The organism is Paraburkholderia phymatum (assembly GCF_038900715.1).
In the GTDB taxonomy this organism is placed as follows: Bacteria; Pseudomonadota; Gammaproteobacteria; order Burkholderiales; family Burkholderiaceae; genus Paraburkholderia; species Paraburkholderia phymatum_A.
In genome coordinates, this window is sequence record NZ_JAYMRZ010000015.1 from 1 (window position 1) to 26,441 (window position 26,441).

Annotated in this window: 16 protein-coding genes; 14 read left to right on the top strand and 2 right to left on the bottom strand. The window is 64.4% G+C overall.

All coding sequences use genetic code 11. The features are described from left to right. From VSR68_RS25120 to VSR68_RS25175, 12 genes are all read left to right on the top strand, one after another. The coding region (locus tag VSR68_RS25120; protein WP_342942428.1) for an N-6 DNA methylase at nucleotides 1-553 on the top strand (553 nt) is incomplete at its 5' end. A 1-nt stretch (nucleotide 554) separates the two neighbouring features. After that, nucleotides 555-1,502, top strand: coding sequence for a COG2958 family protein (locus VSR68_RS25125; protein ID WP_342942429.1), 948 nt, complete (start codon nucleotides 555-557; stop codon nucleotides 1,500-1,502). Between the two features lie 534 nt (nucleotides 1,503-2,036). Next, the gene (locus VSR68_RS25130) at nucleotides 2,037-3,146 is read left to right on the top strand and encodes an OpgC domain-containing protein (protein WP_342942605.1); all 1,110 of its coding nucleotides are present in this window, start codon (nucleotides 2,037-2,039) and stop codon (nucleotides 3,144-3,146) included. Beyond that, nucleotides 3,143-4,858, top strand: a complete 1,716-nt coding sequence (locus VSR68_RS25135; protein WP_342942430.1) for a tannase/feruloyl esterase family alpha/beta hydrolase — start codon at nucleotides 3,143-3,145, stop codon at nucleotides 4,856-4,858. The genes VSR68_RS25130 and VSR68_RS25135 overlap by 4 nt, the downstream gene beginning before the upstream one ends. A 258-nt stretch (nucleotides 4,859-5,116) precedes the next feature. Continuing rightward, nucleotides 5,117-5,980, top strand: a complete 864-nt coding sequence (locus tag VSR68_RS25140; protein ID WP_342942431.1) for an STAS domain-containing protein — start codon at nucleotides 5,117-5,119, stop codon at nucleotides 5,978-5,980. A gap of 9 nt (nucleotides 5,981-5,989) precedes the next feature. Further along, entirely contained in the window at nucleotides 5,990-6,346 is a 357-nt protein-coding gene (locus VSR68_RS25145) for an STAS domain-containing protein (RefSeq protein ID WP_342942432.1), read from the top strand. Nucleotides 6,347-6,363: 17 nt separating this feature from the next. Continuing rightward, the gene (locus tag VSR68_RS25150) at nucleotides 6,364-6,789 is read left to right on the top strand and encodes an anti-sigma regulatory factor (RefSeq protein ID WP_342942433.1); all 426 of its coding nucleotides are present in this window, start codon (nucleotides 6,364-6,366) and stop codon (nucleotides 6,787-6,789) included. Further along, entirely contained in the window at nucleotides 6,774-7,931 is a 1,158-nt protein-coding gene (locus tag VSR68_RS25155) for an ATP-binding protein (RefSeq protein WP_342942434.1), read from the top strand. The genes VSR68_RS25150 and VSR68_RS25155 overlap by 16 nt, the downstream gene beginning before the upstream one ends. Before the next feature lie 330 nt (nucleotides 7,932-8,261). Then, nucleotides 8,262-9,719, top strand: a complete 1,458-nt coding sequence (locus VSR68_RS25160) for an ATP-binding protein (RefSeq protein ID WP_342942435.1) — start codon at nucleotides 8,262-8,264, stop codon at nucleotides 9,717-9,719. Further along, entirely contained in the window at nucleotides 9,716-11,302 is a 1,587-nt protein-coding gene (locus VSR68_RS25165; protein WP_342942436.1) for a response regulator, read from the top strand. Before VSR68_RS25160 ends, VSR68_RS25165 begins: the two co-directional genes overlap by 4 nt. Before the next feature lie 284 nt (nucleotides 11,303-11,586). After that, nucleotides 11,587-16,494 (top strand): response regulator, encoded by a 4,908-nt coding sequence (locus VSR68_RS25170; RefSeq protein ID WP_342942606.1) that lies wholly within the window; start codon nucleotides 11,587-11,589, stop codon nucleotides 16,492-16,494. A 517-nt stretch (nucleotides 16,495-17,011) separates the two neighbouring features. Next, complete coding sequence (locus VSR68_RS25175) at nucleotides 17,012-18,319, top strand: solute carrier family 23 protein (RefSeq protein WP_342942437.1); 1,308 nt, start codon at nucleotides 17,012-17,014, stop codon at nucleotides 18,317-18,319. A gap of 74 nt (nucleotides 18,320-18,393) precedes the next feature. Here the strand turns inward: VSR68_RS25175 and VSR68_RS25180 are convergent, their stop codons facing one another. After that, nucleotides 18,394-20,058 (bottom strand): Na+/H+ antiporter, encoded by a 1,665-nt coding sequence (locus tag VSR68_RS25180; protein WP_342942438.1) that lies wholly within the window; start codon nucleotides 20,056-20,058, stop codon nucleotides 18,394-18,396. Between the two features lie 544 nt (nucleotides 20,059-20,602). Between VSR68_RS25180 and VSR68_RS25185 the strand changes: the two genes are divergently transcribed. Together VSR68_RS25185 and VSR68_RS25190 are read left to right on the top strand one after the other, a co-directional pair. Further along, complete coding sequence (locus VSR68_RS25185) at nucleotides 20,603-21,877, top strand: EAL domain-containing protein (protein ID WP_342942439.1); 1,275 nt, start codon at nucleotides 20,603-20,605, stop codon at nucleotides 21,875-21,877. Nucleotides 21,878-21,913: 36 nt separating this feature from the next. Beyond that, nucleotides 21,914-22,618, top strand: coding sequence for a copper homeostasis protein CutC (locus VSR68_RS25190; protein ID WP_342942440.1), 705 nt, complete (start codon nucleotides 21,914-21,916; stop codon nucleotides 22,616-22,618). A 56-nt stretch (nucleotides 22,619-22,674) separates the two neighbouring features. Here the strand turns inward: VSR68_RS25190 and VSR68_RS25195 are convergent, their stop codons facing one another. Next, complete coding sequence (locus tag VSR68_RS25195) at nucleotides 22,675-26,277, bottom strand: indolepyruvate ferredoxin oxidoreductase family protein (RefSeq protein WP_342942441.1); 3,603 nt, start codon at nucleotides 26,275-26,277, stop codon at nucleotides 22,675-22,677. Between the last annotated feature and the right edge of the window lie 164 nt (nucleotides 26,278-26,441).

Consider the following 26,441-nt stretch of genomic DNA (forward strand, 5'->3'; position numbering starts at 1 on the left):
CAGCGTCATGGTCGTGAGGGGCGACCCGCCGCCCGCCCGTGGACAACCCGCGACTCAACGCTTAACGGAGGCCAGATCACATCAAATTGCTGACTGCAAATCTGTCCGTCGAACCGGGTCAACCTCATACCTGATCATTAAAGAGTTCTGCTCGCCAGATATCAACCTCTCACCCAAGGTCATCAGCAATTTGCAGATGGGTTACCTGTTCGAGGAACTGGTGCGAAAGTTCAACGAGCAATCCAACGAAGAGGCTAGGGATCACTTCACCCCGCGTGAAGTCATCCGTCTGATGGTGCAACTGGTATTCACCGGCGAAGATGGCATCTACGAGAAAGGCATCTACCGCAGTGTGTACGACCCCACCGCTGGTAACAGCATGGAAAACTTCGAGCCGGTGTTCAACAAGCAGCTCGAAAACCTGTTCGTTGAGCGCATGGACGGCAACGAAGAAATATTCGTACGTCTGATGAACGACGAAACTTTTAGGAATGTCGTCGCTAGCCATTTGATGCGGGCGGTGTATCGGCAAGTCAAGTCGGCAGGAGATTGATATGGCATTGAGTTTGGCAAACGCTGTACTGGACTGCCTAAAAGAGCGTGTCGACGAGAAGCTGACTGCGCGGCAAATCGCCGAGTGGATTTTTGAAACCTATCCTGCCGAATGTCAGGAGAAAAAAGCCAACAGCCGGGGCGGCTACATCAAAACAAATGCTGACCTGGTGCAACAGCTGGTCGCAGAAATTGGTAGTCGACGTCCTGATTTGCAAAAGCGCGACCCCAGCCTCAAAACAACCGAGGGGCGGCCACGCAAGTACTACTACTCGACGATGTCCGACGTCGCCGAAGTGGCAGCCGCGGAAGGCGTGGTTGTCGTACCAACAGCGGATGCCAGTGAAACAAGGCTCGGCGAGCACGCACTGTATCCGCTGCTCTCGCAGTATCTGTGGGACGAGTTTGGGGTTCATTCGAAGCGGATCGACGAGAAGCGCTCATCGAACAAGCGCGGGCCGAACGGCAACCGCTGGTTGTATCCGGACGTGGTCGGAATGAAAGACCTGGGCGCGGAGTGGCACCAAGAGGTGCGGGACTGCGTGGACCAGTACTCGGACAAGCGCACCAAGCTGTGGTCGTTCGAGGCCAAGTTGCTGATCAACCGGTCGAACGTTCGTGAATGCTTCTTCCAAGCGGTGTCCAACTCGTCGTGGGCGAACTTCGGCTACCTGGTCGCGGCGGAGATCGAGGGACAGGACACGCTGAAGGAACTGCGGATGCTGTTCGCAGCGCACGGCATTGGCCTAATCAAGTTGGATGCCGATAACCCGGCAGAAAGTCAGGTTTTGATTCCGGCTCGCGAAAGAGATGAGATCGATTGGGATATGGCCAACCGGCTGGCGACCGAGAACCGGGATTTTCTGCAGTATGTAAAGCTCGTGAAGCAGTTCTACCAGACCGGCGAGGCGCGCCCGGCGGATTGGGACGTTCCAGAGACGGAGGACTGAGGGTCTATTCCGGATGTCCGAGCCAGATGGGCAGTCGACGGATTAGTTTGAGGCCTCCGCGCCGAGCGGTCTTATCCGCGTCGTCCAACCGTGACGCCAAGAATGACTTGACATACCCCCTAATTCCGTCGGGCTTGCGTTTCTATCGCGCCTCGGTCCTCCGGTCAGTTGGCCGCTTCAGTGTAGGACCCGTGCCTTGGCCGCATAAACGACGGCACTCATACTAATCGACAGATCAGTTCGCATTCCGACGCACGAACTCTGGCACCAGACGTCACACCAAACACGCCCGGAAACACGCGTACACCCCCAACATTTCAACTCCCTTCCCACCGCAATTCATTCTCACAACAACGGGTAAACCCGGGAACGTTCTGAATCAAAGCAGTTCCTACAGCACGTAAACCCGACGCGCGCGGCATCCAACCTCATGAAGTCACAAAAGCTCTCATGAGCAACGCCCCAACAGCCCAACGGCCCCGCCGCGCCACCAACCCTGACCACGAGCACCCCCCCCCCCCAATCGAGCCTCGAATGCAAACCCGCACCACACGCTCAATCGAAGTGGATTTCTTCCGAGGAATCGTGCTGATCGTGATCGTGCTGGACCACATTCCAGGCGGCGTCCTGCAGCATCTGATGCTGCACGCCTACGCCTTATGCGATTCAGCCGAAGTCTTCGTCTGCCTCGGAGGCTATGCATCCGCAGCAGCCTACAATGCCGTGCTGGCCAAAAAGGGCCAAAAATCCGCCCAAAACCGCTTCTATAAGCGCTGCTGGGAAATCTACCGGGCCTATCTGCTGACAGCGCTACTGACGCTGTTATCAGGCGCGATTCTTCAGTTCTTGCACCTGAATCGCCCGATGGTCGACCTGACAGACTGGCCATCTTTCTCATCGGCGCCGATCAGAGAGGCCGTCAACATCGCCACTCTCAGACGCCAGCCCTATCTGTCCAGCGTCCTGCCGATGTACGTGCTCTTCGCGATCACGGTCCCTTTCATCGTGCCGCTCGCGCGAAAATCGGCCGTATCGGCGCTGACGCTGAGCCTCGCGATGTGGGCGCTCGCCATTCCACTGGCGAAGTTCTTCGCGATCGACGACGTCAGCAACTGGTCCTTCAATCCCTTTGCCTGGCAACTGATGTTCGTCATCGGTATCCTGTGCCGTGTGCAGCCGGTGTCCGACCGCTTCCAGCTGTCGAAAGCCGGCCGGTGGCTCACCGCTCTAGCCATCGCAGCCGTGCTAGCCTTCGCCATCGTCAGGCTTTTCGTCCTGACGCAGCCGCTGCCCGGCCATCTGAAACAGAACCTGTCGATCGAACGCGTGATCAATTTTCTCGCCATTGCCTGGGTCGCCGCTGTGCTCGTCCGCACGGGCCACATCGCGACACTCGCGCGCCGGATGCCCGCCGTCATCAAGGTCGGCCGGACGGGCCTCGTCTGTTTCGTCGGCGGCACGCTGATTTCGCTTGTCGTCGATACGGCGACGCCGCACAACATCCACGGCCTGAGTCACGGGCTTGCCGCGCTCGCGGGCGATCTCGTCGCGATCATCGCCGTGCTGCTGCTCGCGCGCATCTGGAACGAATGGATGGGGCCGACGCAGACGCGCGCGGCCGTCCACGGAGCCGACTGCCGATGAAGCGCGGCATCGCATGGCCGCGTGCGGCGCTCGGGCTCGCACGCGCGGCCATCCTTTACGCGATGGTCTACAGCGCGCAATCGGCGTTGGCGGCCGCCATCGCAACGAACGCATCGCCAGCGGGCCAGAACCCGGCGCAGAAACAGAATCAACCGCCATTCGCGACGCGCTGCACGGACCTCGGCGACGTCTGGATAGACACCGACTCGATCGCATTGCCCACGCACGGTGCGCACATCGAAACGGCAACGATGATTTCCGCGCAGACGTCGGGCAATAGCGCAGGCGACTTCTGCCGGATCACGGGCGTCATTCGTGCGATCAAAGGGACGACACCCGACATCCGCTTCGATGTGAATCTCCCGAAGAACTGGAACGGCCGCGCATTGCAGGTGGGCGGCGGCGGCTATAACGGCTTCGTCGTAACGGGTATCGGCGTGATGCCGTTCTCGCCGGTGCGCGCGCCGCTCGCGCAAGGCTATGTGACTTTCGGCGACGACTCGGGACACGTCGGAAATTCGGCGCTCGCGGTGTTCGGTCTCGTCGACGAAGCCGTCGTAAACTTCGGCTACGCGCATCTGAAGAAGACGCACGACGCGGCGCTCGCCGTGATCGTGCGCATGTACGGCCATCCGCCGGGGCGCATGTACTTCGCGGGCGGCTCGACGGGCGGGCGCGAAGGCTACACGGTGATGCAGCGCTTCCCCGACGACTACGACGGCGTGATCGCCGATTCGCCCGCACTCAACTTCTCGGGCGTGAGGCTGATCGGCGTGCGCGTCGGCCAGGCCGAATACGCGACGCCCGGCGGCTACGTTCCGCCCGCGCTGCTCGATCGCGTGTATCAGAAGTCGCTCGAAGTTTGCGACAAGCTCGACGGCGCGTCGGATGGCATCGTCAGCGATGTCGTCGAGTGCCGCAGACATGAAGCGGAAATCGTCGATGCGCTGCGCTGCCACCGCGGCACGTCATACGCGCAAGAAGGCGGCTGTCTCAGCGACGCGCAACTGTCGACGCTGCTCGTCCTGCGCGACGGACTGAGCTTGCCGTACAAGCTCGCCTACGACGTGAGCGGCTATCGCGGCTACAACGTCTTTCAGGGCACGCGCTTCACGGGCGTGCTCGGACTCGGCCGCGACGCCGCGCGCCAGACGTCGCCGACGTTCAGCAGCAACGGCTATCTGTTCACGCAAGGCGACGGCTATATCCGCTATTTCGTCGCACAGGACGCCACATTCGATTCGATGAAATTCGACGTGCTGCATCCCGGCAAGTATCAGAAGCAGGTCGTCGCGCTGTCGCAGACGATCGGCGCGATGAATCCGGACGTGAGCCGCTTCATCGAAAAGGGCGGCAAGCTGATCACGATGCAGGGCCTCGCCGATGAAGTCATCAGCCCGAGCCAGACCATCGCTTACTACGACCGGCTCGTCGATCAGTATGGCGACGAGCGCGTGAATGCATTCATGCGCCTGTACATGGTGCCGGGCTTCCAGCACGGCAGCGGCGTGTTCATTCCTTCCGTCGATCTGCTCGGCGCGCTCGACAACTGGGTCACGCGCGGCATCGCACCGGAGACGCTGCTCGCCACCGATATCGCCGCTGCGACCAACGGACGCTCGCGTCCGCTGTGCCGCTATCCGATGTTTCCGCGCTATCTGGGCAAGGGCAATCTGAACAACGCCAACAACTTCGCGTGCAGCGAGCCCTGATCTCGCCGGTTGCCTTGCATCACATCAATGCAGCGTGAAGTGAGGCTGAATCGCCTGTCACGCATCGCACATTTCCGCCCTCATTTGTGTCGTCGGTTGCATGGCGCGCCTGTAGTATTGGTCGATCATGCAACAAGACGCCGCTAACTGTCGTCATTCACTCCCTATCCGGTAATGTTTGCGGAAATCGGATGCGCACGAACAGTTTGCACGCAAATAAATCAGCAATATTTACTCGCACTGGTTCCCGGAGACCTTATGAACGCATCGAAAACGGCAGCCCTCGTCGAGATGCTGACGCGTCATCGCGATACGCTGCTCGCCGACTGGTTGAATCAGCATCTATCGATCGCGCTCCGCCGTGGCCTGACGACCGATGCGGAGATGAACGAGCAGTTCCGCAACTTCCTGAACGTCTTCTCCGATACGCTCGCGAATGCCGAGACGCTCGACGCGAGCCGTCCCGAATGGGAACCCGTGCGCGCGTTTCTCGCCGACATGTCCGCGCATCGCGCGCGCCAGGGCTTCACGCCCGCTGAAACGGCGACGTTCGTGTTCTCGCTGAAGCAGCCGCTCTATTCGCGCCTGCGTGTCGAGTTCGACGCGCGACCGGGAGAGCTCGCCGACGTGAGCTGGACCGTGAACATGTTGCTCGACACACTCGGCCTTTACACGACGGAAGTGTTCCAGCGCAGCCGCGAAGCGATCATCTCGCGTCAGCAGGAAGAACTGCTCGAACTGTCGACGCCAGTCGTCCAACTCTGGGAAGGCATTCTCGCGTTGCCGCTCATCGGCACGCTCGACTCGGCGCGCACCCAGGTGGTGATGGAGAGCCTGTTGCAGAAGATCGTCGAAACGGGCGCGGCGATTGCGATCATCGACATCACGGGCGTGCCCACCGTCGATACGCTCGTCGCGCAACATCTGCTCAAGACGGTGGCGGCCGCGCGTCTGATGGGCGCGGACTGCATCATCAGCGGCATTCGTCCGCAGATCGCGCAGACCATCGTGCATCTCGGCGTCGATCTGACGAACGTGATCACGAAGTCGACGCTTGCGGACGCGTTCGTCGTTGCGCTGCAAAAGAGCGGGTCGAGCATCTCGACGCGCACCGCCAGCTAAGGTCGCGACATGGACCGCATTCCAATCCTGCGGATGGGCGATTGCCTGATCGTCGCGATTCAGGTCGACATGCACGACCGTCTCGCGATCGCGCTTCAGGACGACCTGACGGCGCGTATCGTGAAGGACAGGGCGAAGGGCGTGCTGATCGACATCTCGGCGCTCGACATCGTCGATTCGTTCATCGGCCGCATGATCAGCAACACGGCTGCGATGGCGACCGTGCTCGATGCGCAGACGGTCGTCGTCGGCATGCAGCCTTCCGTGGCGATCACGCTGGTCGAACTCGGGCTCACGCTAAGCGGCGTGCGCACGGCGCTCAACGTCGAACGAGGCATGGCGCTGCTTCAGCAGCGACAGCGCTGATCAATCAGGGCGCTCACATGAACTCATTCGGCGTAGTGGTGGCGTCGACTCTCGAAGTCGGCCTGCGCTCGGATCAGGAGATCGTCAAGCTCCGCCAGCTCGTGCGCGACCAGGCAATCGCGCAAGGCTTCTCGCTCGTCGACCAGACGAAGTTCGTCACGGCCGCGAGCGAACTGGCACGCAACACGCTATTGCATGGCGGAGGCGGCGACGCGACGTTGAACGTGCTCGTCAACGGCATGCGCAAAGGGCTCAGGCTCACGTTCGTCGACAAAGGCGCGGGCATCGCGGATGTCGATCGCGCGATGCAAGACGGCTTCACGAGCGGATCGGGCCTCGGTCTCGGACTCGGCGGCGCGCGCCGTCTGTGCGACGAGTTCGAGATTCAGTCGGAACCAGGCAAAGGCACGATAGTGTCGATCACTAAATGGAAACTTCGCTAAGCGGTCTGCGCGGGATGCACACGTCGTTCGAAATCGCCGACGCGAGCAGCGTCGCGTTCGCGCGCCGCGGCGCCAATGATGCGGCGCAGAAAGGCGCGTTCGACGACACCGATATGGGCCGCGTCGCGCTGATCGTGACGGAAGCGGCGACCAACATTCTCAAGCATGCGCAGCACGGCGAACTGCTCGTGCGCGCGCTGCCTGCGGATGCGACGGGCACGTTCGCCGACGGCGTCGAGATCATCGCCGTCGACAAGGGCCCGGGCATGCATGACGTGCGCCACGCCTTTCACGACGGACGCTCGACGGCAGGTTCGCCCGGCACGGGACTCGGCGCGATCAATCGTCTGTCGGACGAATTGTGCGTGTACTCGCAGCCGCGTCTCGGCACCGTGCTGCGCGCCGTCGTGCGCAGCCGCGGCGCGAACGCTCGCGCGGGTCGCCCGGCATCGGGCACGGACATCGGCGGCATCTGCGTGCCTTACCCGGGCGAATCCGTATGCGGCGATGCGTGGGGCGTCGATGCCGATCAACATGGCGTCACGATCACCGTCGCCGATGGTCTCGGTCACGGTCCCGATGCGCATGTGGCGGCGGCGAGCGCGATCGACGTCGTGCGCCGGCGCGCGGGCCGCTCGCCCGCCACGCTGATGCAGCTCGCGCACAGCGCGCTGCGTCCGACGCGCGGCGCGGCCGTCGCCATCGCGCGGCTCGATCTTGCGCGCGCGCAGCTCGCGTTTGCCGGCACGGGCAACGTCGCCGCGTCGATCTTCAATGTCGCGCGGCCTGCGTCCGTCAGCGGCGGAGCGGGACTCGGCACGAACGCGTCGGGGCGCGGCACGGACGCTTCGACGAGCGGCGCGCGCGACAGCTGGCAGCTCACGTCGCGCAACGGCATCGTCGGTCATACGATGCGCGATTCGCAGGAATTCGAAGTACCGTGGACACGCAACGCGCTGCTGATCCTGCATTCGGACGGCATCGGCACTCGCTGGGATCTCGCTGCTTATCCGGGCTTGCATCTGCAGCCGGCGGTGATGATCGCCGCCGTGCTGTACCGCGATTTTTCGCGCCGCCGCGACGACGCGACGGTGGTCGTCGTCAAGGCGGATCAGCAATCGACTTGCATGGGACCAGATTGAGGCATGGGACCGGAGCAAGTGCTCTGCATTGGGCTGGAGTAAGTGCCGAAGCACTCACTCCGGTCGACAGCTTTGCATGGGATCAGAGTAAGAGCTTTGCATGGGGCTGGAGTAAGAGCTCTGCATGGGGCTGGAGTAAGAGCTCTGCATGGGGCTGGAGTAAGAGCTCTGCATGGGGCTGGAGTAAGTGCTGAAGCACCAACTCCAGCCGACAGCTGAAGCACCAACTCCAGCCGACAGCTGAAGCACCAACTCCAGCCGACAGCTAAAGTACCAACTCCAGCCGACAGCTAAAGCACTAACTCCGGTCGACAGGAGTAAATTTCAGGCATGACGACCCCCATACTGCGGATCCGGCTAGACACCGAGGAAGACGTCGTCGCAGCGCGCCGCAAGGCGCGCTCGATTGCTGCTGGCCTCGGCTTCTCGCCGCTCGACCAGACACGCATCGCAAGCGCGGTATCGGAGATTGCGCGCAACGCATTCGAATACGCGCACGGCGGCGAAGTATCGTTCGCCTTCGACGGCGCGGCGAAGCCACAGGCGTTTCAGATCGACGTGCGAGACAAGGGGCCGGGCATCCGCGACCTCGAATCGGTGCTCGACGGCACGTACCGGTCGCCGACGGGCATGGGCCTCGGCATCGCCGGCAGCCGTCGGCTGATGGACCGCTGCGCGATCGAATCGTCGGCGCAGCGCGGCACGACGGTTTCGATGGCGCGCTACCTGCCGAACGACCGGCAGGAAGTGGCCGTGACCGACGTCGACGCGATCATGCGCGCCCTCGTCCAGCAGAACGCACTGCAAGACAGCGACACCGACGTGCGCCGTTCGATCGACGAAGTGCACGAACAGAACCGCGAACTGCTGTCGACGCTCACGGAACTGCGCGACCGCCAGGACGAACTCGTGCGTCTCACGCAGGAGCTCGAAGCGACGAACCGCGGCGTGGTCGCGCTGTACGCGGAGCTCGACGAGCGCGCGGACGAACTGCGCCGCGCCGACACGATGAAATCGCGCTTCCTGTCCAACATGAGCCACGAGTTGCGCACGCCGCTCAGCTCGATCCGCGCGCTGTCGAATCTGCTGCTGAACCGGCTCGATGGCGACCTTTCGGAGGAGCAGGAACGCCAAGTGCTACTCATCCGCAAATCGGCCGAGGATTTGTCCGAACTCGTCAATGATCTGCTCGATCTGGCCAAGATCGAAGCGGGCCGAACCGATGTGACGCCGATCTGGTTCAAGGCTTCGGGACTCTTCGCGGCGCTGCGCGCAATGCTCACGCCGCTGCTGATCAACCCGGCCGTGAAGCTGATCTTCGAGGACACATACGGTTTGCCTCCCATCTTCAACGACGAAGCCAAGCTCACGCAGATACTGCGTAATTTCGTCTCCAACGCACTCAAATTTACCGAGGGCGGGGAGATTCGCGTGGGCGCGCGGCTGGAGCCGGGCGGCGAACAGGTGACGTTTTTTGTGTCCGATACAGGCATTGGTATCGCTGAGGAGCATCAGCAAGTGATCTTCGAAGAGTTCGGCCAGGTGCAGAACCATCTGCAGCAGCGCGTCAAGGGCACGGGCCTCGGCTTGCCGCTGTGCCGCAAGCTCGCCGCGCTGCTCGGCGGCTATACGGGTGTCGACAGCGCGCCGGGTGTCGGCTCGACCTTCTACGCGACGTTGCCGGTGAAGGCGGAAGCCGTCGCGGCATCGGGTGCGGACGGCGCGACAGGTGGCGCCACGGGTCGCATGACAGGCGGCGCGGCCATCGCGCACGGAGGCGCGTCATGACGGTTGTCGCTCCCCTCATTCTCAACGTCGACGACAACGACGGCGCGCGCTATGCGAAAACGCGCGTGCTCGTGCATGCCGGTTTCGAGGTGATCGAGGCGGCGTCGGGCTATGGCGCGCTCGATCAGGTGCGCGCGCACAAGCCCGCGCTCGTGCTGCTCGACGTGAAGCTGCCCGACATCAGCGGCATCGAAGTGTGCTCGATCCTCAAGCGCGATCCGCTGACACGCTCCACACTCATCCTGCAAACGTCGGCGGCCGCCGTGCAGTCGTTCGACAAGGTTCGCGCGCTCGACGGCGGCGCGGACAGCTATCTGACCGAGCCGATCGAGCCCGCCGAACTCGTCGCCAACGTGCGCGCGCTGTTGCGCCTGCATCGCGCGGAGGAAGCGCTGCGCGACGCGGATCGCCGCAAGGACCAGTTTCTCGCGACGCTCGCGCACGAATTGCGCAACCCGCTCGCGCCGATCCGCAATGCCGTCGAGCTGATGGACCCGCGCCATAACGCCAACGACGCCGCGTTGCGCGATGCGCGCATGATCGCGCGTCGGCAGGTCGAGCATCTGAGCCGGCTCGTCGACGATCTGCTCGACGTGTCGCGTATCACGCACGGCAAGATTTCGCTGCAACTGGAATGCGTCGACATCGCGGCGGCCGTCGCGACGGCGGTGGAGACGAACCAGCCGTTCATCGACAGAAAGCATCACACGCTGCGCGTCAGCCTGCCCGACGAGCCTTGCATGATTCGCGGCGACTCCATTCGCGTCGCGCAGGTCATCAGCAATCTTCTGTCGAATGCGGCGAAGTACACGCCGGAGGGCGGCGAGATCGAACTCGACGTGAGCGGGACGGACGGCGGCATCGCGATTCGCGTGCGCGACAACGGCATCGGCATCCCGCCGAACGAACTCGCCGACGTGTTCAATCTGTTCATGCAGTCCGAAGATTCGCTCGCGCGCTCGGAAGGCGGGCTGGGCATCGGACTGTCGCTCGCGAAGACGCTCAGCGAACTGCACGGCGGCACGATCGAAGCGTTTTCGGCGGGCGCGGGCATGGGCTCGGAGTTCGTCGTCACGCTGCCCGTCGCGCAGCAGTCGGACCAGGGCGCGCCCGCATGCGGCGAGACGCCCGACGAAGGTGAGGAGTCTTCCGCGCGCGTACCTGGTGCGAAGCGGCGCGTGATGGTGGTCGACGACAGCGTCGATGGCGCGGAGTCGATGTCGATCCTGCTCGAAATGCTCGGGCACGAAGTTCGCGTGCTGTACGACGGCGCAGCGGCGATCGCGGCCGCGCCGGAGTTCAGGCCGGAAGTGGTGCTGCTCGACATCGGCTTGCCGGGCATCGACGGCTATCACGTCGCGCGCGCGTTGCGCGCCGAGCCCGCGTCGGCGAACGCATTGCTGATCGCGCTGACGGGCTACGGACAGGACAGCGACCGGCAGCGCACGCATGATGCGGGCTTCGATCATCACCTCGTGAAGCCGGCTTCGCTCGACGATATCGAGCGCGTGATCGCTGCGGACGGCGCACTCGGCGCGCCGCGCAATCCGGGCACGCCCGTGCGTTCCGACGTGACGGAGTGAGTCCGGGCAAAGCAGGTTCAAAACCAGGAGAAAGAAGCCGCAGACAAAAACAACGGGAACGGGGAACGAGCGATACAGCAGCGCGTTTGACGAACAGTTGGCAGGCAGCAAGCAATCAGCAAGCAAGCAGCAGCAAGCAGCAGCAAGCAGCAGCAAGCAGCAGCAAGCAGCAGCAAGCAGCAGCAAGCAGCAGGCAACAACGGCATGCACGGGCGAACGGCGCATCGGGCAATGGCAGCATGCATGCGCGCGGGCAATACGGCGGGACAGGTGAGGCTGCGTCGATGAAACCGGACAACACGATGGCGGGCGCGCGCCCTGAGGCGGATGCGGCGCTCGCGGGCAGCACGGCGCCGAGCTTTCTCGCGGGCGGCGGAGAGATGGGCAGTCTGATGCGCGGCTACGACTGGCGCGCGACGCCGCTCGGCGAGCCCGAAGCATGGCCGCAAAGCCTGAAAACGGCGATCCGCATCATGCTGACGTCGCGCCAGCCGATCTGGATCGGCTGGGGACAGGATCTGATCGTCTTCTACAACGATCCGTACAAGTCGATCATCGGCGGCAAGCATCCCGGTGCGCTCGGGCAGCCGACGTCGCTCGTATGGCGCGAAATCTGGAGCGATATCCGTCCGCTGCTGCAAACGGCGCTCACAGGCACGGAAGGCACGTTCGACGAACAGAAGCTCCTGATCATGGAGCGCAACGGCTATCCGGAAGAGACGTACTACACGTTTTCGTACAGCCCGATTCCCGACGACAGCGGCGGCACGGGCGGCATCATCTGCGCGAACAGCGACGACACCGCGCGCGTGCTCGGCGAACGGCAGTTGCGGCTGCTGCGCGAGATCGGCGCGGCGACACGCGATGCACTGTCGTGGCGCGACGTCTGCGAAGACAGCATGCTCGCGCTGAAAAGCGATCCCTACGACATCACCTTCGCGCTTTTCTATCAGGCCGAGCCGGGCAGCACGGTTGCGTCGCTGGTCGGCGCGAGCGGCATTGCCGCCGATCATCCCGCCGCGCCGCGTTCGATGGACGCCGCGCGCGATCCCGCATGGCCATTCATCGACGTGCTGCGCAGCCAGCGACTAGCCATCGTCACGGATCTGTCCGAACGCTTCGCCGCGCCGTTGCCCTCGGGCGCATGGCAGCGGCCGACGGCGCAGGCCGCCGTGCTGCCCGTGCAGCCAGCGGGCGAAACGGGACGCGGCGGCGTGCTGGTGGTCGGGCTCAATCCGTACCGGCTCGTCGACGACAACTACCGCTCGTTCCTGCTACTGGTCGCGCGGCAGATCGGCGCGGCACTCGGCTATGCGGGCGCATACGAAGAAGAGCGGCGGCGCGCGGAAGCGCTCGCGGAAATCAATCGCGCAAAGACGGCTTTCTTTTCGAACATCAGCCACGAGTTCCGCACGCCGCTCACGCTGATGCTCGGCCCGCTCGAAGAACTGCTTGCGAGGCCGCAGGCGGCCAATGCGTCCGACCGGCCGCTGATCGAAGTCACGCATCGCAACGGCTTGCGTCTGCTCAAGCTGGTGAACGCGCTGCTCGACTTCTCGCGCATCGAGGCGGGGCGCATGGAGTTTCATCCGCAGCCGACCGATCTTGCCGCCTTCACCGCCGACCTCGCGTCGCTGTTCCGCTCGACGATCGAATCGGCGGGCGTGACGCTTTGTGTCGAATGCGAGCCGCTGCCGCATCTCGTGCCCATCGATCGCGACATGTGGGAAAAGGTTGTGCTGAACCTGCTGTCAAATGCGTTCAAGTTCACGCTCGAAGGCACGATCACCGTCGGCGTGAAAAGGGCCGAGAACGGCAGCATCGAAGCGAGCGTCGCCGATACAGGCATCGGCATTCCCGAGCACGAGATTGCGCGGCTCTTCGAGCGGTTTCATCGCGTCGAAGGGGCGATGGGCCGCTCCGTCGAAGGCAGCGGGATCGGGCTTGCGCTCGTGCATGAACTGGTGCGTCTGCATGACGGCGCGATACACGTCGAAAGCAAGCTGGGCATCGGCACGCGCTTTACCGTGGTGCTGCCGCCCGTCGCGTCGACGGACACCGCGTCGAGCGAAGGCGCGCGCGCCGCGACGAGCGTGCAGGCGCAGAGCTACGCGGATGCGGCGTTGCGCTGGCTGCCCGACGCGCCCGACGCCGCCAACGACGACACAAGCGCGCTCGCCGACTTCACGCAAGCCGCGGCGGACCACGCCGGCGCGATCACGGGCAAGCTGCTCGTCATCGACGATAACGCCGATCTGCGCGACTACATGCGGCGCATCCTGACGGCGGCGGGCCACGAAGTGTGCCTCGCGGCGGACGGCGAAGAAGCGCTCGTTGCCGCGCGCGTGTGGCAGCCCGATCTCGTCGTGTCGGACGTGATGATGCCGAAGCTCGACGGCTTCGGCCTGCTGCGCGAACTGCGCGCCGATGCCCGCTTGCGCGAGACACCCGTGCTGCTGCTGTCGGCGCGCGCGGGCGACGAGGCGAAAGTGGGCGGCCTCGAAGCGGGCGCCGACGATTATCTGACCAAGCCGTTCGCGGCGCGCGAACTGCTCGCGCGCGTCGCCGGCAATCTGCAGCTCGCGAAACTGAGGCGCGAGACGGGCAACCGCCTGCGCGAGGAGTCGCGCACGCTCGAGATACTCAATCGTATCGGCATGGCCGTTGCGGCTGAACTCGATCTGAACCACGCGGTGCAGGTCGTCGTCGATGCGGCGACGGAACTCACGGGCGCGGCCTTCGGTGCGTTCTTCCATAACGTGCAGGACGGCAAGGGCGGCAGCTACATGCTGTACACGCTCTCGGGCGTGCCGAAAGACACGTTCGCGAAGTTTCCGATGCCGCGCAACACGGGGATCTTTGCGCCGACGTTCAAGGGCGAAGGCATCGTGCGCGTCGACGACGTGACGAACGATCCGCGTTATGGGCACAATCCGCCGCATCGCGGGATGCCCGAAGGGCATCTGGAGGTACGCAGCTATCTTGCCGCGCCCGTCCTGTCGCGCACGGGCGAGGTGCTCGGCGGACTGTTCTTCGGCCATCCGAAGCCGGGCGTGTTCACGGCGCGCGCCGAGCGCATCGTCGAAGGCATCGCCGCGCAGGCCGCGACGGCCATCGATAACGCGCGCCTGTATCAGGCCGCGCAACGCGAAATCGACGAGCGCACGAAGGCCGAAGAGGCGCTGCGCGAACTGAACGAAACGCTGGAGGCGCGCGTCGCCGAAGCGGTCGCGGATCGGGACCGTCTGTGGGACTTCAGCGAGGAGCTGCTGGTGGTCGTGGGCTTCAACGGCGAGTTGCAGCGCGTGAGCCCGTCGTGGACGCGCCTGCTCGGCCACGACGCGCGATGGCTCGCGCAACAGCCGTACTTCACGCTGATCCATCGCGACGATCTCGCGATGGTGAATGCGTGTCTCGACGAGTTGCGGCGCACGGGCGCGCCCGTGCGCTTCGAAAACCGCCTGACGCATATAGACGGTACGTGGCGCTGGATCGCGTGGACGTTCTCACTCGATCCCGATACGAAGCGTATTCACGGCGTCGGCCGCGACGTGACGGGCGATCGCGAAACGCAGGATGCGCTGCGTCATGCGGAAGAGGCGTTGCGCGTCGCGCAGAAGATGGAAGCGATCGGCAATCTGACGGGCGGCGTCGCGCACGACTTCAACAATCTGCTTCAGGTGATCGGCGGCAATCTGCAACTGCTCGCCGACGATGTTGCCGGTTCGGAGCGGCCCGCGCAACGCGTGCGCAATGCGCTCGCAGGCGTCGCGCGCGGCGCGAAACTCGCGTCGCAACTGCTCGCGTTCGGCAGGCGTCAGCCGCTCGCGCCGAAAGTGGTGAACCTCGGGCGCTTCGTGCGCGGCCTCGACGACATGCTGCGCCGCGCGCTCGGCGACGGCATCGAGATCGAGACGATCGTTTCGGGCGGCCTGTGGAATACGCTCGTCGATCCGTTTCAGGTCGAAAATGCGCTGCTCAATCTCGCGATCAATGCACGCGACGCGATGGACGGCCACGGCAAGCTCACCATCGAAGCGGGCAACGCGTCGCTCGACGATGCGTACGCGAAGCGCCACGCCGAAGTGACGGTAGGCCAGTACGTAATGGTCGCCGTCAGCGATACGGGCTCAGGCATGTCGGCCGACGTGCAGGAGCACGTGTTCGAACCGTTCTTCACGACGAAGCCCGAAGGCCAGGGCACGGGGCTGGGTCTTAGCATGGTCTATGGGTTCGTCAAGCAGTCGGGCGGGCACGTGAAGATCTATAGCGAGCTTGGGCACGGCACGACGATCCGCCTCTATCTGCCGCGCGTGCGCGACGAAGAAGACCTCGAAACGGATATCGACGCCGGTCCGGCGAAAGGCGGCGCCGAAACGATACTCATCGTCGAGGACGACGAGGACGTGCGCACGACGGTCGTCGAGATGCTGGCGTCGCTGGGCTATCGCGTGCTGAAGGCGAAGGATGCGCAGAGCGCGCTTGCCATCGTCGAGAGCGGCGTGCCGATCGATCTGCTCTTCACCGATGTCGTGATGCCCGGGTCGATGCGCAGCACCGAGCTGGCGCGCAAGGTGCGCGAGCGGCAGCCCGGCATCGCGGTGCTGTTCACGTCGGGCTACACGGATAACGCGATCGTACACGCGGGGCGTCTCGACGAAGGCGTCGCGCTGCTCAGCAAGCCGTATTCGAAGGACGCGCTCGCGCGCAAGCTGCATCACACGTTGCGCGCGCAGTACGCGCGCCCGGACGACGCGGTCACGCTGCAGGCGGAAGACTCGCAGACCGTGCGGCTGGTCGATCGCGGCAACAACGAGACGTTCGATGCGATCCGCAATCTGCGAGTCCTGTTCGTCGAGGATGACGAACTGGTTCGCGTCAGCACGGCGGAACTGCTGCGCACGTTCGGGCTCGACGTCGCCGAAGCGCAAAACGCGGAGCAGGCCATGCAGATGCTGAACGACGGAACGTTCGACGTGCTGTTGACGGATGTGGGGCTGGCGGGTGCGTCGGGTGTCGAGCTTGCGCTCGATGCGAGGGAGCGGCAGCCGGACATGCGCGTGGTCTTCGTCACGGGCTCGGACGCGCCGCTGTCAATCGAACAGCAGTCGAAATTGCAGGAAGCGGCGCAATTGCGCAAGCCGTTCGATCCGCTCGAACTGATCGACGCGTTGCGCGGGAGCGCCGAGTGATTGCCTCAGGTGGATGCTTCGACACAGGCGATGCGGCCTGCAATGGTGATGCAAAACCTGAAGGCGAAAAAAAAACCGCCCATGCCGGGGAGCATGAGCGGAAAGTCGGAGAGTTACAACATCGCTAGCGCTACTCAATCAATCGGGGTCACGCAGCCGTTGCAGTGTAGAGAAGGCGGCATCCGTTCTCCTATCAGATAACTCCCAAAGCTCTCGTCCAGGAAGGCGGCGCGTATGGGAAGCCCGTGGCTTCCGTGCGAGCCGACATTTCTAGATTGCTCAAAAAAGCGGCGACCGCGACGGGCCACCTGCGCGCCATCCTAAGACGGCAATGCGACGTTTTCGCTTCGATACAACACCCGGCGACGCCGTTGCGCCCGCACATTTAGCGCGGCTTGTCAGCGCCAGGCGCTCTCCGTACACTCGCGCGTAGTTCAAGAATCCCATCCTGGACCGCGCCGCACACGCGGCGGCGCACCCCACACAAGATCTACGCCAATAGAGGAGAGCCCCCGCGATGGCCGATTCCTATTTTCCGCGCTGGCGCGTCCAGCCGAAGAGCGTCGAAGGGCGCGTCGTCAACACCGACGAGCGTTTGCCCGGCCCGTCGATGCTCGCGATGGGCGTCCAGCACGTCGTCGCGATGTTCGGCTCGACGGTGCTCGCGCCGCTGCTGATGGGCTTCGATCCCAATCTGTGCATCTTCATGTCGGGTATCGGCACGCTGCTGTTCTTCGTGCTGGTCGGCGGCCGCGTGCCGAGCTATCTCGGTTCGAGCTTCGCGTTCATCGGTCTCGTGATCGCGATTACGGGCTATACGGGCCAAGGACCGAACCCGAACATTCCGGTTGCGCTCGGCGGGATCATCGCGTGCGGCGTCGCCTACATCGTCATCGGGCTGATCGTGTCGGCCATCGGCACGGCGTGGATCGAAACGCTGATGCCGCCCGTCGTGACGGGCTCGATCGTCGCGGTGATCGGCCTGAATCTCGCGCCGATCGCCGTCAAGGGCGTGAGCGGCAGCGCGTTCGATTCGTACATGGCGCTCGTGACGGTGCTGTGCGTCGGCGCGGTGGCCGTGTTCGCGCACGGCATGCTGCAGCGTCTGCTGATTCTCGTCGGCCTGCTGATCGCCTACGCGATCTACGCCGTCGTCACGAACGGCATGGGGATGGGCAAGCCGATCGACTTCTCGATCGTCGCGAACGCGTCGTGGTTCGGCATGCCGCATTTCATGGCGCCCGCCTTCAACGGCCAGGCGATGACGCTGCTCGCGCCCGTCGCGGTGATTCTCGTCGCTGAGAACCTCGGGCACATCAAGGCCGTGAGCGCGATGACGGGGCAGAACCTCGACCGCTACATCGGCCGCGCGTTCATCGGCGACGGTCTCGCGACTGTGGTGTCGGGCTTCGCGGGCGGCACGGGCGTGACGACGTACGCGGAAAACATCGGCGTGATGGCCGTCACGAAGATTTACTCGACGCTCGTCTTCGTGATCGCCGCCGTGATCGCGCTGGTGCTCGGCTTCTCGCCGAAATTCGGCGCCGTGATCCAGACGATTCCGGGCCCGGTGCTGGGCGGCGTGTCGATCGTCGTGTTCGGGCTGATCGCGGTGACGGGCGCGCGCATCTGGGTCGTCAACAAGGTCAACTTCTCCGACAACCGCAACCTGATCGTCGCGGCCGTGACGCTCGTGCTCGGCGCGGGCGACTTCTCGTTGAAGCTCGGCGGCTTCGCGCTGGGCGGCATCGGCACGGCGACGTTCGGCGCGATCATTCTGTACGCGCTGCTGCGTCGCAAAGGTCCGCAGGAGCCGGCCGTCTGACGCTTCGTCACTCACGAAAGAACCGGCGCCCGGAGCCTCTTGGCTCACGAGGCGCCGTTTTTATCTGCACCGTCTCAATCCTTCTCTTTCCCGCGCGTGAGCAAGGCCGTCTCCGACAGATCCACTTCACGCATCAGCTTGTTCATCGTGTCGTCGTTGATCCGCAGCGTGCCGCGCATGTCGAGCAGCGTCGCGCGCTCGGCGCGCATCGCCGCGAGCTTCATCTGAAACTCCAGTTCTTCGCTGCGCCTGGCTTTGTCGGCGGGACCGATGTCGTCATCGAGCGTCGCGAGGCGCCTGCGGTAGATGCCCATCACGCGCGCCGTCACATCGGCGGCATGGGCCGATGCTGCTTCGTCGAGGTCCGCCGTCAACGTTTCGTGCAACTCGTCGATCGCGCGAATCGCCGCCTGCGCGGCCTGAATGCGCGCGGCGCGTTCCTCGGCTGCATGCGGATCGGCGCGGCGTCGCGCGCCGTTCATCAGCAACGGCAAGCCGGCCACGCCCACGACGAGCGATACGAGAATCACACCCGACGCGATGAAGATCGCGAGATCGCGTCCCGGCAGCGGCTGTCCGTTCGACAACGCGACGGGCAACGACAACACGCCCGCGAGCGTCACCGCGCCGCGCACGCCCGCGATGGTCATCATCGCCACGGTGCGTAGCCCCGGCACCGCGTTCGCGACGCCATGTTTCGCCGCGCCTCGGCTCGCGAACCAGCGCAGCAGCCACACCCACACGAAACGCAGCGCGTAGAGCGCAATTGAAACAGCCGCCACGTAGAGGATCAGCCGCAGCTCGGAGCCGCTCTCGACGGCATGCGCATCCAGCAGCGCGCGGCCGATGATATGCGGTAGCTGCAGCCCGAGCAGAATGAAGACCATGCCGTTGAAGATGAACTCGATCATCGTCCACGTGACGCTCGCCCGCACGCGCGCCGACGCCGGGCTCGCGGCGGCGAACGTCGAGTAGTTCATCGTCATGCCGGCCGCGACGGCGGCGAGGATGCCCGAGAAGCCGAAGTGCTCGGCGAACAGATACGCGGCGAACGGAATCAGCAGCGTCATCACGACGCCGGGCGCGGGGTCGCCTTCTTCCGTGAGATTGAGAATGCGCGTCGATGCGTAGCTGAACAGCCAGCTGACGGCCGCGCCCGTCGCGAGTCCGCCGAGCGCGATGATGATGAAGCTCACCGATGCATCGCGCAGCGAGAACACGCCCGTCAGCGCGGCGGCCACTGCGAACTTCAACGCGACGAGGCCCGACGCGTCGTTCATCAGCGCTTCGCCTTCGAGGATGTGCATCAGATGCTCGGGCAGCCGGTTGCGGCCCGCGATGCCGGACAGCGCGACGGCATCCGTCGGCGAGAGCACGGCGGCGAGCGCGAAGGCGACTGGCAGCGGCATCGACGGCACCATCGCGTGAACGAAATAGCCGACGGCGACGACCGTCATGAACACGAGGCCGAGCGCGAGCATCAGGATCGCGCGGCGCTGCATGAAGAACTCGCGCTTGGGTATGCGCCAGCCGTCCGCGAACAGCAGCGGCGGAATGAACAGCATCATGAAAAGTTCGGGGTCGAACGTCACATGCAAGCCGAGGCGCGGCCACGCGAGCAGCGCGCCGAACGCGATCTGCACGAGCGGCAACGGCAGCCTGAACGGCACGAGCCGAACGACGACGCCCGAAGCGGCAACGGCGAGCAGAAGTATCAGAACGGTAAAGACGATATCCATCGGAAGCGGGATGTGGACAACAGGCGGAAGGGAAGCAGGGGTGAAGCTTCGAGGCGATAGGTCGGAGCGGCAGAACAGGCCTGGCAGCGGCACTTCTCAGCGGCACTTCTCAGCGGCACTTCTCAGCGGCACTTCTCAGCGGCACTTCTCAGCGGCACTTTTCGGCGACACTTCTCAGCAGCGCTTCGTAGCGGGCACTTTCTCAGCGGCACTTCTCGCGCCATGAAGCGCGCCATAAAGCGCAAGGTCAGCACGCTGCCGTCCAGCGCATCGACCAGCCGAAGTTTAGCCCGATCGTATGAATTCCTGCCGCGAACGTCGCAAGATGACCGAAAGCCTTGCGCACCGCGACGGTGCATCGCACGCCCTCGCACGACGCATGCGCATTGCGCGCGGTGCAGCGCCCGATGCGGCTTTCGATGATGCGTGCGCCACCGTGCGCATGGAGCTTGCTTATCAGGAGCCGATGACGCACATTTTGAGGACGGCCGCCGCGCTTTCGCATTCGCGAAGCGCGCACCGGACCCTTGCGTGAGAGGACTGCATGACCATTGCGCAACAGGAAAGAACAGCGGTGCCGCACGGATTCGAGCTCAGCGTGACCTCGGGCATGCAGCGCTATTCGGTGCAACACGGCGACCTGACGCTCACGAGCGTCTTTCAGCCGATATTCAGCCTCTCGCATATGCGTGCCGTGGGCTACGAGGGCCTGCTACGCGCGCACGACCCATTCGATCGCGCGGTGTCGCCCGTCGACGTATTCGGCGAGGCGGCGCGCGTCGGCGATGTGCTGCATGTCGACCGGCTCGCGCAGTCGCTGCATCTCGAGAACTTCAAGGTGCTCGGCGCCGAGCGCGAGTGGCTCTTTCTCAACGTTCATCCGGGCGTGCTGATCGACTCGTATCACTCGGCGGCGCTGCTTGCGAATCTGCGACGGCTGAACCTGTCGCCGCGACGCATCGTGCTCGAAGTGCTCGAGCAGAGCGCGCAGGACATCGAGCGGCTCGCCGATGCCGTGCGCCAGTTTCGCGAGCGCGGCTTCCTGATCGCGCTCGACGATTTCGGCGCGGGCCATTCGAACATCGAGCGCATCTGGCAACTGAATCCCGATATCGTGAAGCTCGATCGCATCATGCTGTCGCATGCCGCGCATCGTGCGGACATGGCATCAATCCTTCCTGGGCTCGTCGCGCTGCTGCACGAGGCGGGCAAGCTGGTGCTGATCGAGGGCGTCGAGACTGAGCACGAAGCGCATATGGCGCTCGCCTGCAACGTCGATTTCGTGCAGGGCTTTTACTTCGCGCGCCCGCATCCGGGGCTCGCCGACGCGGTGCATGCGGCGGCATGCATCGGCGAGCTGACCGAGCGTTGCCAGGCGCAAGCGGAGGAGCGCGAGCGGCGCAACGCGTCGCGGCTCGCGCCGCACATTCGCGCATTCGAGCGCGCGGCGGAACGGCTCGCCGCCGGCGAACCGCTCGATGAAGTGTGCTGGAATTTTCTCGCGCTCGATCACGCGGCGCGCTGCTATCTGCTCGACGACAAAGGCCGGCAAGCCGGGCGCAATGTGGTGCTGCGCGCGGATCGCGCGACGCACGAAACGCGCTTTCTGCCGCTATCCGATGCGCAGGGCGCGAACTGGTTGCGCCGTCCGTATTTCCGCACGGCGATCAACGCGCCAGAACGCGTTCACGTGACGCGGCCTTATCTGTCGATCAACGAGGCGGTGCCGTGCGTGACGCTGTCGGTGGCGACGCAGATCGGCAACCGTACCTGCGTGCTGTGCGGCGACATCGACTGGTTCGAGGAGCCGCTCTTCTGAGATCATGTCGCTTTCATCATGACATGACTCTTTGATATGGCCAGCGAACGTGTGCTGCTCGAAGTGATCGCGACGACGCTCGCCGACGCGAAAGCCGCTGCGCGCGGCGGCGCGGATCGTCTCGAACTCGTCACCGCGATGGGCGAGGGCGGGCTGACGCCGAGCCTCGGTTTGATCGAGGCCGTGGTGGCGGCCGTGCCGATTCCCGTGAACGTGATCGTGCGACCGCATAGCCGTTCGTTCGTCTACGATGCCGGCGATTTCGCCGTGATGCTGCGTGACGTGCGCGCGGCGAAGTCGGCGGGCGCGAACGCCGTCGTGATCGGGATGATGACGGCGTCGCGCGAAGTGGACCGCGATGGTTTGGCGCGAGTCGTGGAAGCCGCCGATGGCATGCCCATCACGTTTCATCGCGCATTCGACGAAGCGCGCGATCTGCACGAAGCGCTCGACGTGCTGCTCGGCTTCGATGCCGTCACGAACGTGCTGACGTCGGGCGGCAAGCCTTCCGTGCTCGATGCTGCGACGGAGATCGGCTCGCTCGTGCGGCGCGCCGAGCGGACGCATTGCACCGTACTGGCGGGTGCGGGCTTGAACGTCGATCGCGTCGCGGACTTCGTGTGCGCGACGCAAGTGACAGCCGTTCACTTCGGCTCGGGCGTGCGTATCGACGGCAAAGGTCTCGCGCCCGTCGACGAAGAAAAAGTGCTGCGCGTGAGGACGTTGCTGGACGGCCTGTGATTCGTGCCATTAGCGTGTGCCGCGCTCAACAACGGCACACGCGTTAGACCATCACATCACTTCGCGACAACCACGGGGATGCCACGCAACGTTCCCGCGCCCTTCGCTTCGTCGAGCGCTGCGTTGACGGCCGCGCCCGTGGCCGCCTCGATGTGCAGGCGCGCGGCCAGTTCACGCTCGCTGCGTTTCACCGCCGCGAGATTCGCCAGCTTCACGTGACCATAGCCGCGCACGCGGGCATGCAGATCCGCGAGCTTGACGATATCGTCGGCGGTGACGTTGTTGAGCATTGCGAACGCGCGCTGCATCGTCGCTTCGTAGTCGGTGGAAAGCTCGCGTTCCATCCGCCGTTCGACGGTGCGTCCAAACGGATCGAGCATCGTGCCGCGCAGGCCGCGCCACTTCGACATCACGCCGAACACGGGCCACATCCATTGGCCGAACGTCTTCTTCTGCGGCTTCGCGCCGTGTCGTGCGCGTGAGATCGTCGGCGGCGCGAGATTGAACTTCACGCCGAAGTCCTTGCCCGCGACGCCTTCGAACTGCGCTTCCAATGCCGCGCGGAAAGCGGGATCGCTGTGCAGGCGCGCGACTTCGTATTCGTCCTTCACGGCGAGCAGCCGATAGAACGTCGTCGCGACGGCGCGACTCAAGCGTTCTGCCTGCGTGCCGTCGAGCTTGCGCTCCGCCTGACGCGCCGCATCGACTAGCGCGCGATAACGCTTCACGTAAGCCGCGCCGCCATAGGCGAGCAGCCGCGCTTCGCGATCCGCGATCAACGCATCGAGCGCATCGAGCTTTTCCAGCGATGCGGCCGGCTGCTGTACGGCATGACGCTGCGACCACAGCGCTTCGAGTCCGGCGGGATCGGCGGCGGCCATGCGGCCAATCGAGAACGCAAGCTGATTCATCTGCACGGCGACGTTGTTCAGTTCGATCGCGCGCATCATCGCGGCGAACGAAACAGGCACGAGCCCGAGCTGCCACGCGAAGCCGAGCATCAGGATGTTCGCGCCGATCGTGTCGCCGAGGAAGCGCGTCGCGAGCGACTGCGCATCGCACGACGACATGCGCTCTTCGCCCGCTGCGTGACGCATCTTGTCGAGCAGCGCATCCGCATGCAGATTCGCATCCGGGTTCTGCACGAACGACGCGTTCGGAATGGCGTGCGTATTCACGACGATGCGCGTGCGGCCATGACGCACGGTCTGCAACGCATCGGCGCTCGCGCCGACCACCATGTCGCAGGCGAGCAGCACGTCGGCTTGTTGCGTGTCGATGCGCACCTGGTTGAGCCACTCGTCGCGCGCGGCAAAGCGCACGAACGACAGCACCGAGCCGCCTTTCTGCGCGAAGCCCATGAAGTCGAGCACCGATGCGCTCTTGCCCTCCAGATGCGCGGCCATGCTGATCAACGCGCCGACCGTCACGACACCTGTGCCGCCGACGCCCGTCACCAGAATGTCGTAGGGCGCGGCATCGAGATGCGTCGCGGGCAGCGGCAATGCATCGACGCGCGTGGCCAGCGCGGCCGCATCGAACGCGACGCCCGCGGCCTTTTTCAGCTTGCCGCCTTCGATCGTCACGAAGCTCGGGCAAAAGCCGTTCACGCACGAATAGTCCTTGTTGCACGACGACTGATCGATGCGGCGCTTGCGTCCAAGCGGCGTTTCGACGGGCTCGACCGACAGGCAGTTCGACTGCACGCCGCAATCGCCGCAGCCTTCGCACACTTCCTCGTTGATGAAAAGGCGCTTGTCCGGATCGGGAAACTCGCCTTTCTTGCGGCGGCGGCGCTTTTCGGCGGCGCACGTCTGGTCGTAGATCAGCACCGTCACGCCGTCGATGTCGCGCAACTCGCGCTGCACCTTGTCGAGTTCGCTGCGGTGATGGAACGTCGTGCCCTTCGGGAAAAGGCCATGATGGCCGTCGTATTTCTCCGGCTCGTCGCTGACCACGACGAAATGCGACACGCCTTCCGCTTCCACCTGGCGCGCGATCTGCGGGACGGAGATGCTGCCGTCGACGGGCTGGCCGCCCGTCATCGCGACGGCGTCGTTATAGAGGATCTTGTAGGTGATCGTCGCCTTGGCCGCGACGGCCTGGCGAATCGCGAGAATGCCCGAGTGGAAGTACGTGCCGTCGCCGAGATTCTGGAACACGTGGCGCGTCTTCGTGAACATCGAATGCGCGGCCCAGTCGACGCCTTCGCCGCCCATCTGGATCAGCCCCGTCGTGTCGCGCTCCATCCACGAGGCCATGAAGTGACAGCCGATGCCCGCCTGCGCAATCGATCCTTCCGGCACTTTCGTCGATGTGTTGTGCGGGCAGCCCGAGCAGAAATACGGCGTGCGCTTCACGGCATCGGCGGCATTCGACAGGATTTGCGGCGCGACGAGATCGACGACGCGCTCGCGGCGATCGAGTGCGGGCTTGTGCTTCGCGAGCCAGTTCGCGAACACGGGCAGGATGCGCGATGGACGCAATTCGCCGAGCGACGACAGCAGCATCGAGCCGTCTTCCGCGTGCTTGCCGACGATCACAGGCCGCGCGCCTTGCGTGCGGTTATACAGATAGTCCTTGATCTGCTGCTCGACGACAGGGCCCTTTTCCTCGATCACGAGCACTTCGGAAAGCCCGGAAACGAACGCGTCGATACGCGTCATTTCGAGCGGGAACGACAGGCCCACCTTGTAGATGCGCACGCCCGCCTTCTCCAGATCGGCGACGGTGAGATCGAGCCGGCGCAGCGCTTCCATCAGATCGAGATGCGCCTTGCCGCACGTCACGATGCCGATGTTCGCGTGCGGGCTCGGCGCGATCCATTTGTCGATGCTGTTGACGCGCGCGAAGTGGCGCACGGCGTCGAGCTTCGCGTGCAGACGCTGTTCGATCGTGAGGCTCGGCAGATCGGGCCAGCGGTTGTGCAGGCCGCCTGCGGGCGCACGAAAGCCTTCGGGCGTCGCCCATTGCGTCTGCAGCGCGTCGAGATCGACCGTCGAGCCCGATTCGACCGTCTCCGAAATCGCCTTGAAGCCGACCCACGCGCCCGAGTAGCGCGACAGCGCCCAGCCGTACAGGCCGAATTCGAGCATGTCCGCGACGTTCGACGGATTCACGACGGGCATATGCCACGCGATCATCGCGAAGTCGCTCTGATGCGGCATCGACGACGACACGCAGCCGTGATCGTCGCCCGCCACGACCAGCACGCCGCCGTGCTGCGACGAGCCGTACGCGTTGCCGTGCTTGAGCGCATCGCCGGCGCGGTCGACGCCCGGGCCCTTGCCGTACCACATCGCATACACGCCATCGACGGTGCGCTCCGGGTCCGCCTCGACGCGCTGCGTGCCGAGCACGGCCGTGCCGCCGAGTTCTTCGTTGATCGCGGGCAGAAAGCGCACGTCGTTCGCGTCGAGCAGTTTCTTCGCCTTCCACAACTGCTGATCGACCATGCCGAGCGGCGAGCCCCGATAGCCGCTGATGAAGCCGGCCGTGTTCAGGCTGCGTGCCTTGTCGAGCTGGCGCTGCATCAGCGCGAGGCGCACGAGCGCCTGCGTGCCCGTCAGAAAGATGCGGCCACGCGTGGCGGTGAGGTTGTCCGAAAGGCGGTAGTCGGCGAGTGCCGGGGTGCCGTCGATGGGCAGACGAGCGGTCATCGTGGAGTCTCCGTTGCTGTTATGCGTTTCGCCGCCGACAAATCGTGCTTATTGCGTGCTCGTTGCCGTCGCGGCGAAAGAGACTCCATTCTTTCGCGTCAATTAGAGAGAATTCTTGCTACTTTTTGCGGTTGATCAATTTCTCCCGAGAGGATTCCTGGCAT

Excerpts from the sequence above, each read along its gene's own strand:
- VSR68_RS25125 (WP_342942429.1), top strand. The coding sequence starts at position 555 with ATGGCATTGAGTTTGGCAAACGCTGTACTGGACTGCCTAAAAGAGCGT.
- VSR68_RS25130 (WP_342942605.1), top strand. The coding sequence starts at position 2,037 with ATGCAAACCCGCACCACACGCTCAATCGAAGTGGATTTCTTCCGAGGA.
- VSR68_RS25135 (WP_342942430.1), top strand. The coding sequence starts at position 3,143 with ATGAAGCGCGGCATCGCATGGCCGCGTGCGGCGCTCGGGCTCGCACGC.
- VSR68_RS25140 (WP_342942431.1), top strand. The coding sequence starts at position 5,117 with ATGAACGCATCGAAAACGGCAGCCCTCGTCGAGATGCTGACGCGTCAT.
- VSR68_RS25145 (WP_342942432.1), top strand. The coding sequence starts at position 5,990 with ATGGACCGCATTCCAATCCTGCGGATGGGCGATTGCCTGATCGTCGCG.
- VSR68_RS25150 (WP_342942433.1), top strand. The coding sequence starts at position 6,364 with ATGAACTCATTCGGCGTAGTGGTGGCGTCGACTCTCGAAGTCGGCCTG.
- VSR68_RS25155 (WP_342942434.1), top strand. The coding sequence starts at position 6,774 with ATGGAAACTTCGCTAAGCGGTCTGCGCGGGATGCACACGTCGTTCGAA.
- VSR68_RS25160 (WP_342942435.1), top strand. The coding sequence starts at position 8,262 with ATGACGACCCCCATACTGCGGATCCGGCTAGACACCGAGGAAGACGTC.
- VSR68_RS25165 (WP_342942436.1), top strand. The coding sequence starts at position 9,716 with ATGACGGTTGTCGCTCCCCTCATTCTCAACGTCGACGACAACGACGGC.
- VSR68_RS25170 (WP_342942606.1), top strand. The coding sequence starts at position 11,587 with ATGAAACCGGACAACACGATGGCGGGCGCGCGCCCTGAGGCGGATGCG.
- VSR68_RS25175 (WP_342942437.1), top strand. The coding sequence starts at position 17,012 with ATGGCCGATTCCTATTTTCCGCGCTGGCGCGTCCAGCCGAAGAGCGTC.
- VSR68_RS25180 (WP_342942438.1), bottom strand. The coding sequence starts at position 20,058 with ATGGATATCGTCTTTACCGTTCTGATACTTCTGCTCGCCGTTGCCGCT.
- VSR68_RS25185 (WP_342942439.1), top strand. The coding sequence starts at position 20,603 with ATGACCATTGCGCAACAGGAAAGAACAGCGGTGCCGCACGGATTCGAG.
- VSR68_RS25190 (WP_342942440.1), top strand. The coding sequence starts at position 21,914 with ATGGCCAGCGAACGTGTGCTGCTCGAAGTGATCGCGACGACGCTCGCC.
- VSR68_RS25195 (WP_342942441.1), bottom strand. The coding sequence starts at position 26,277 with ATGACCGCTCGTCTGCCCATCGACGGCACCCCGGCACTCGCCGACTAC.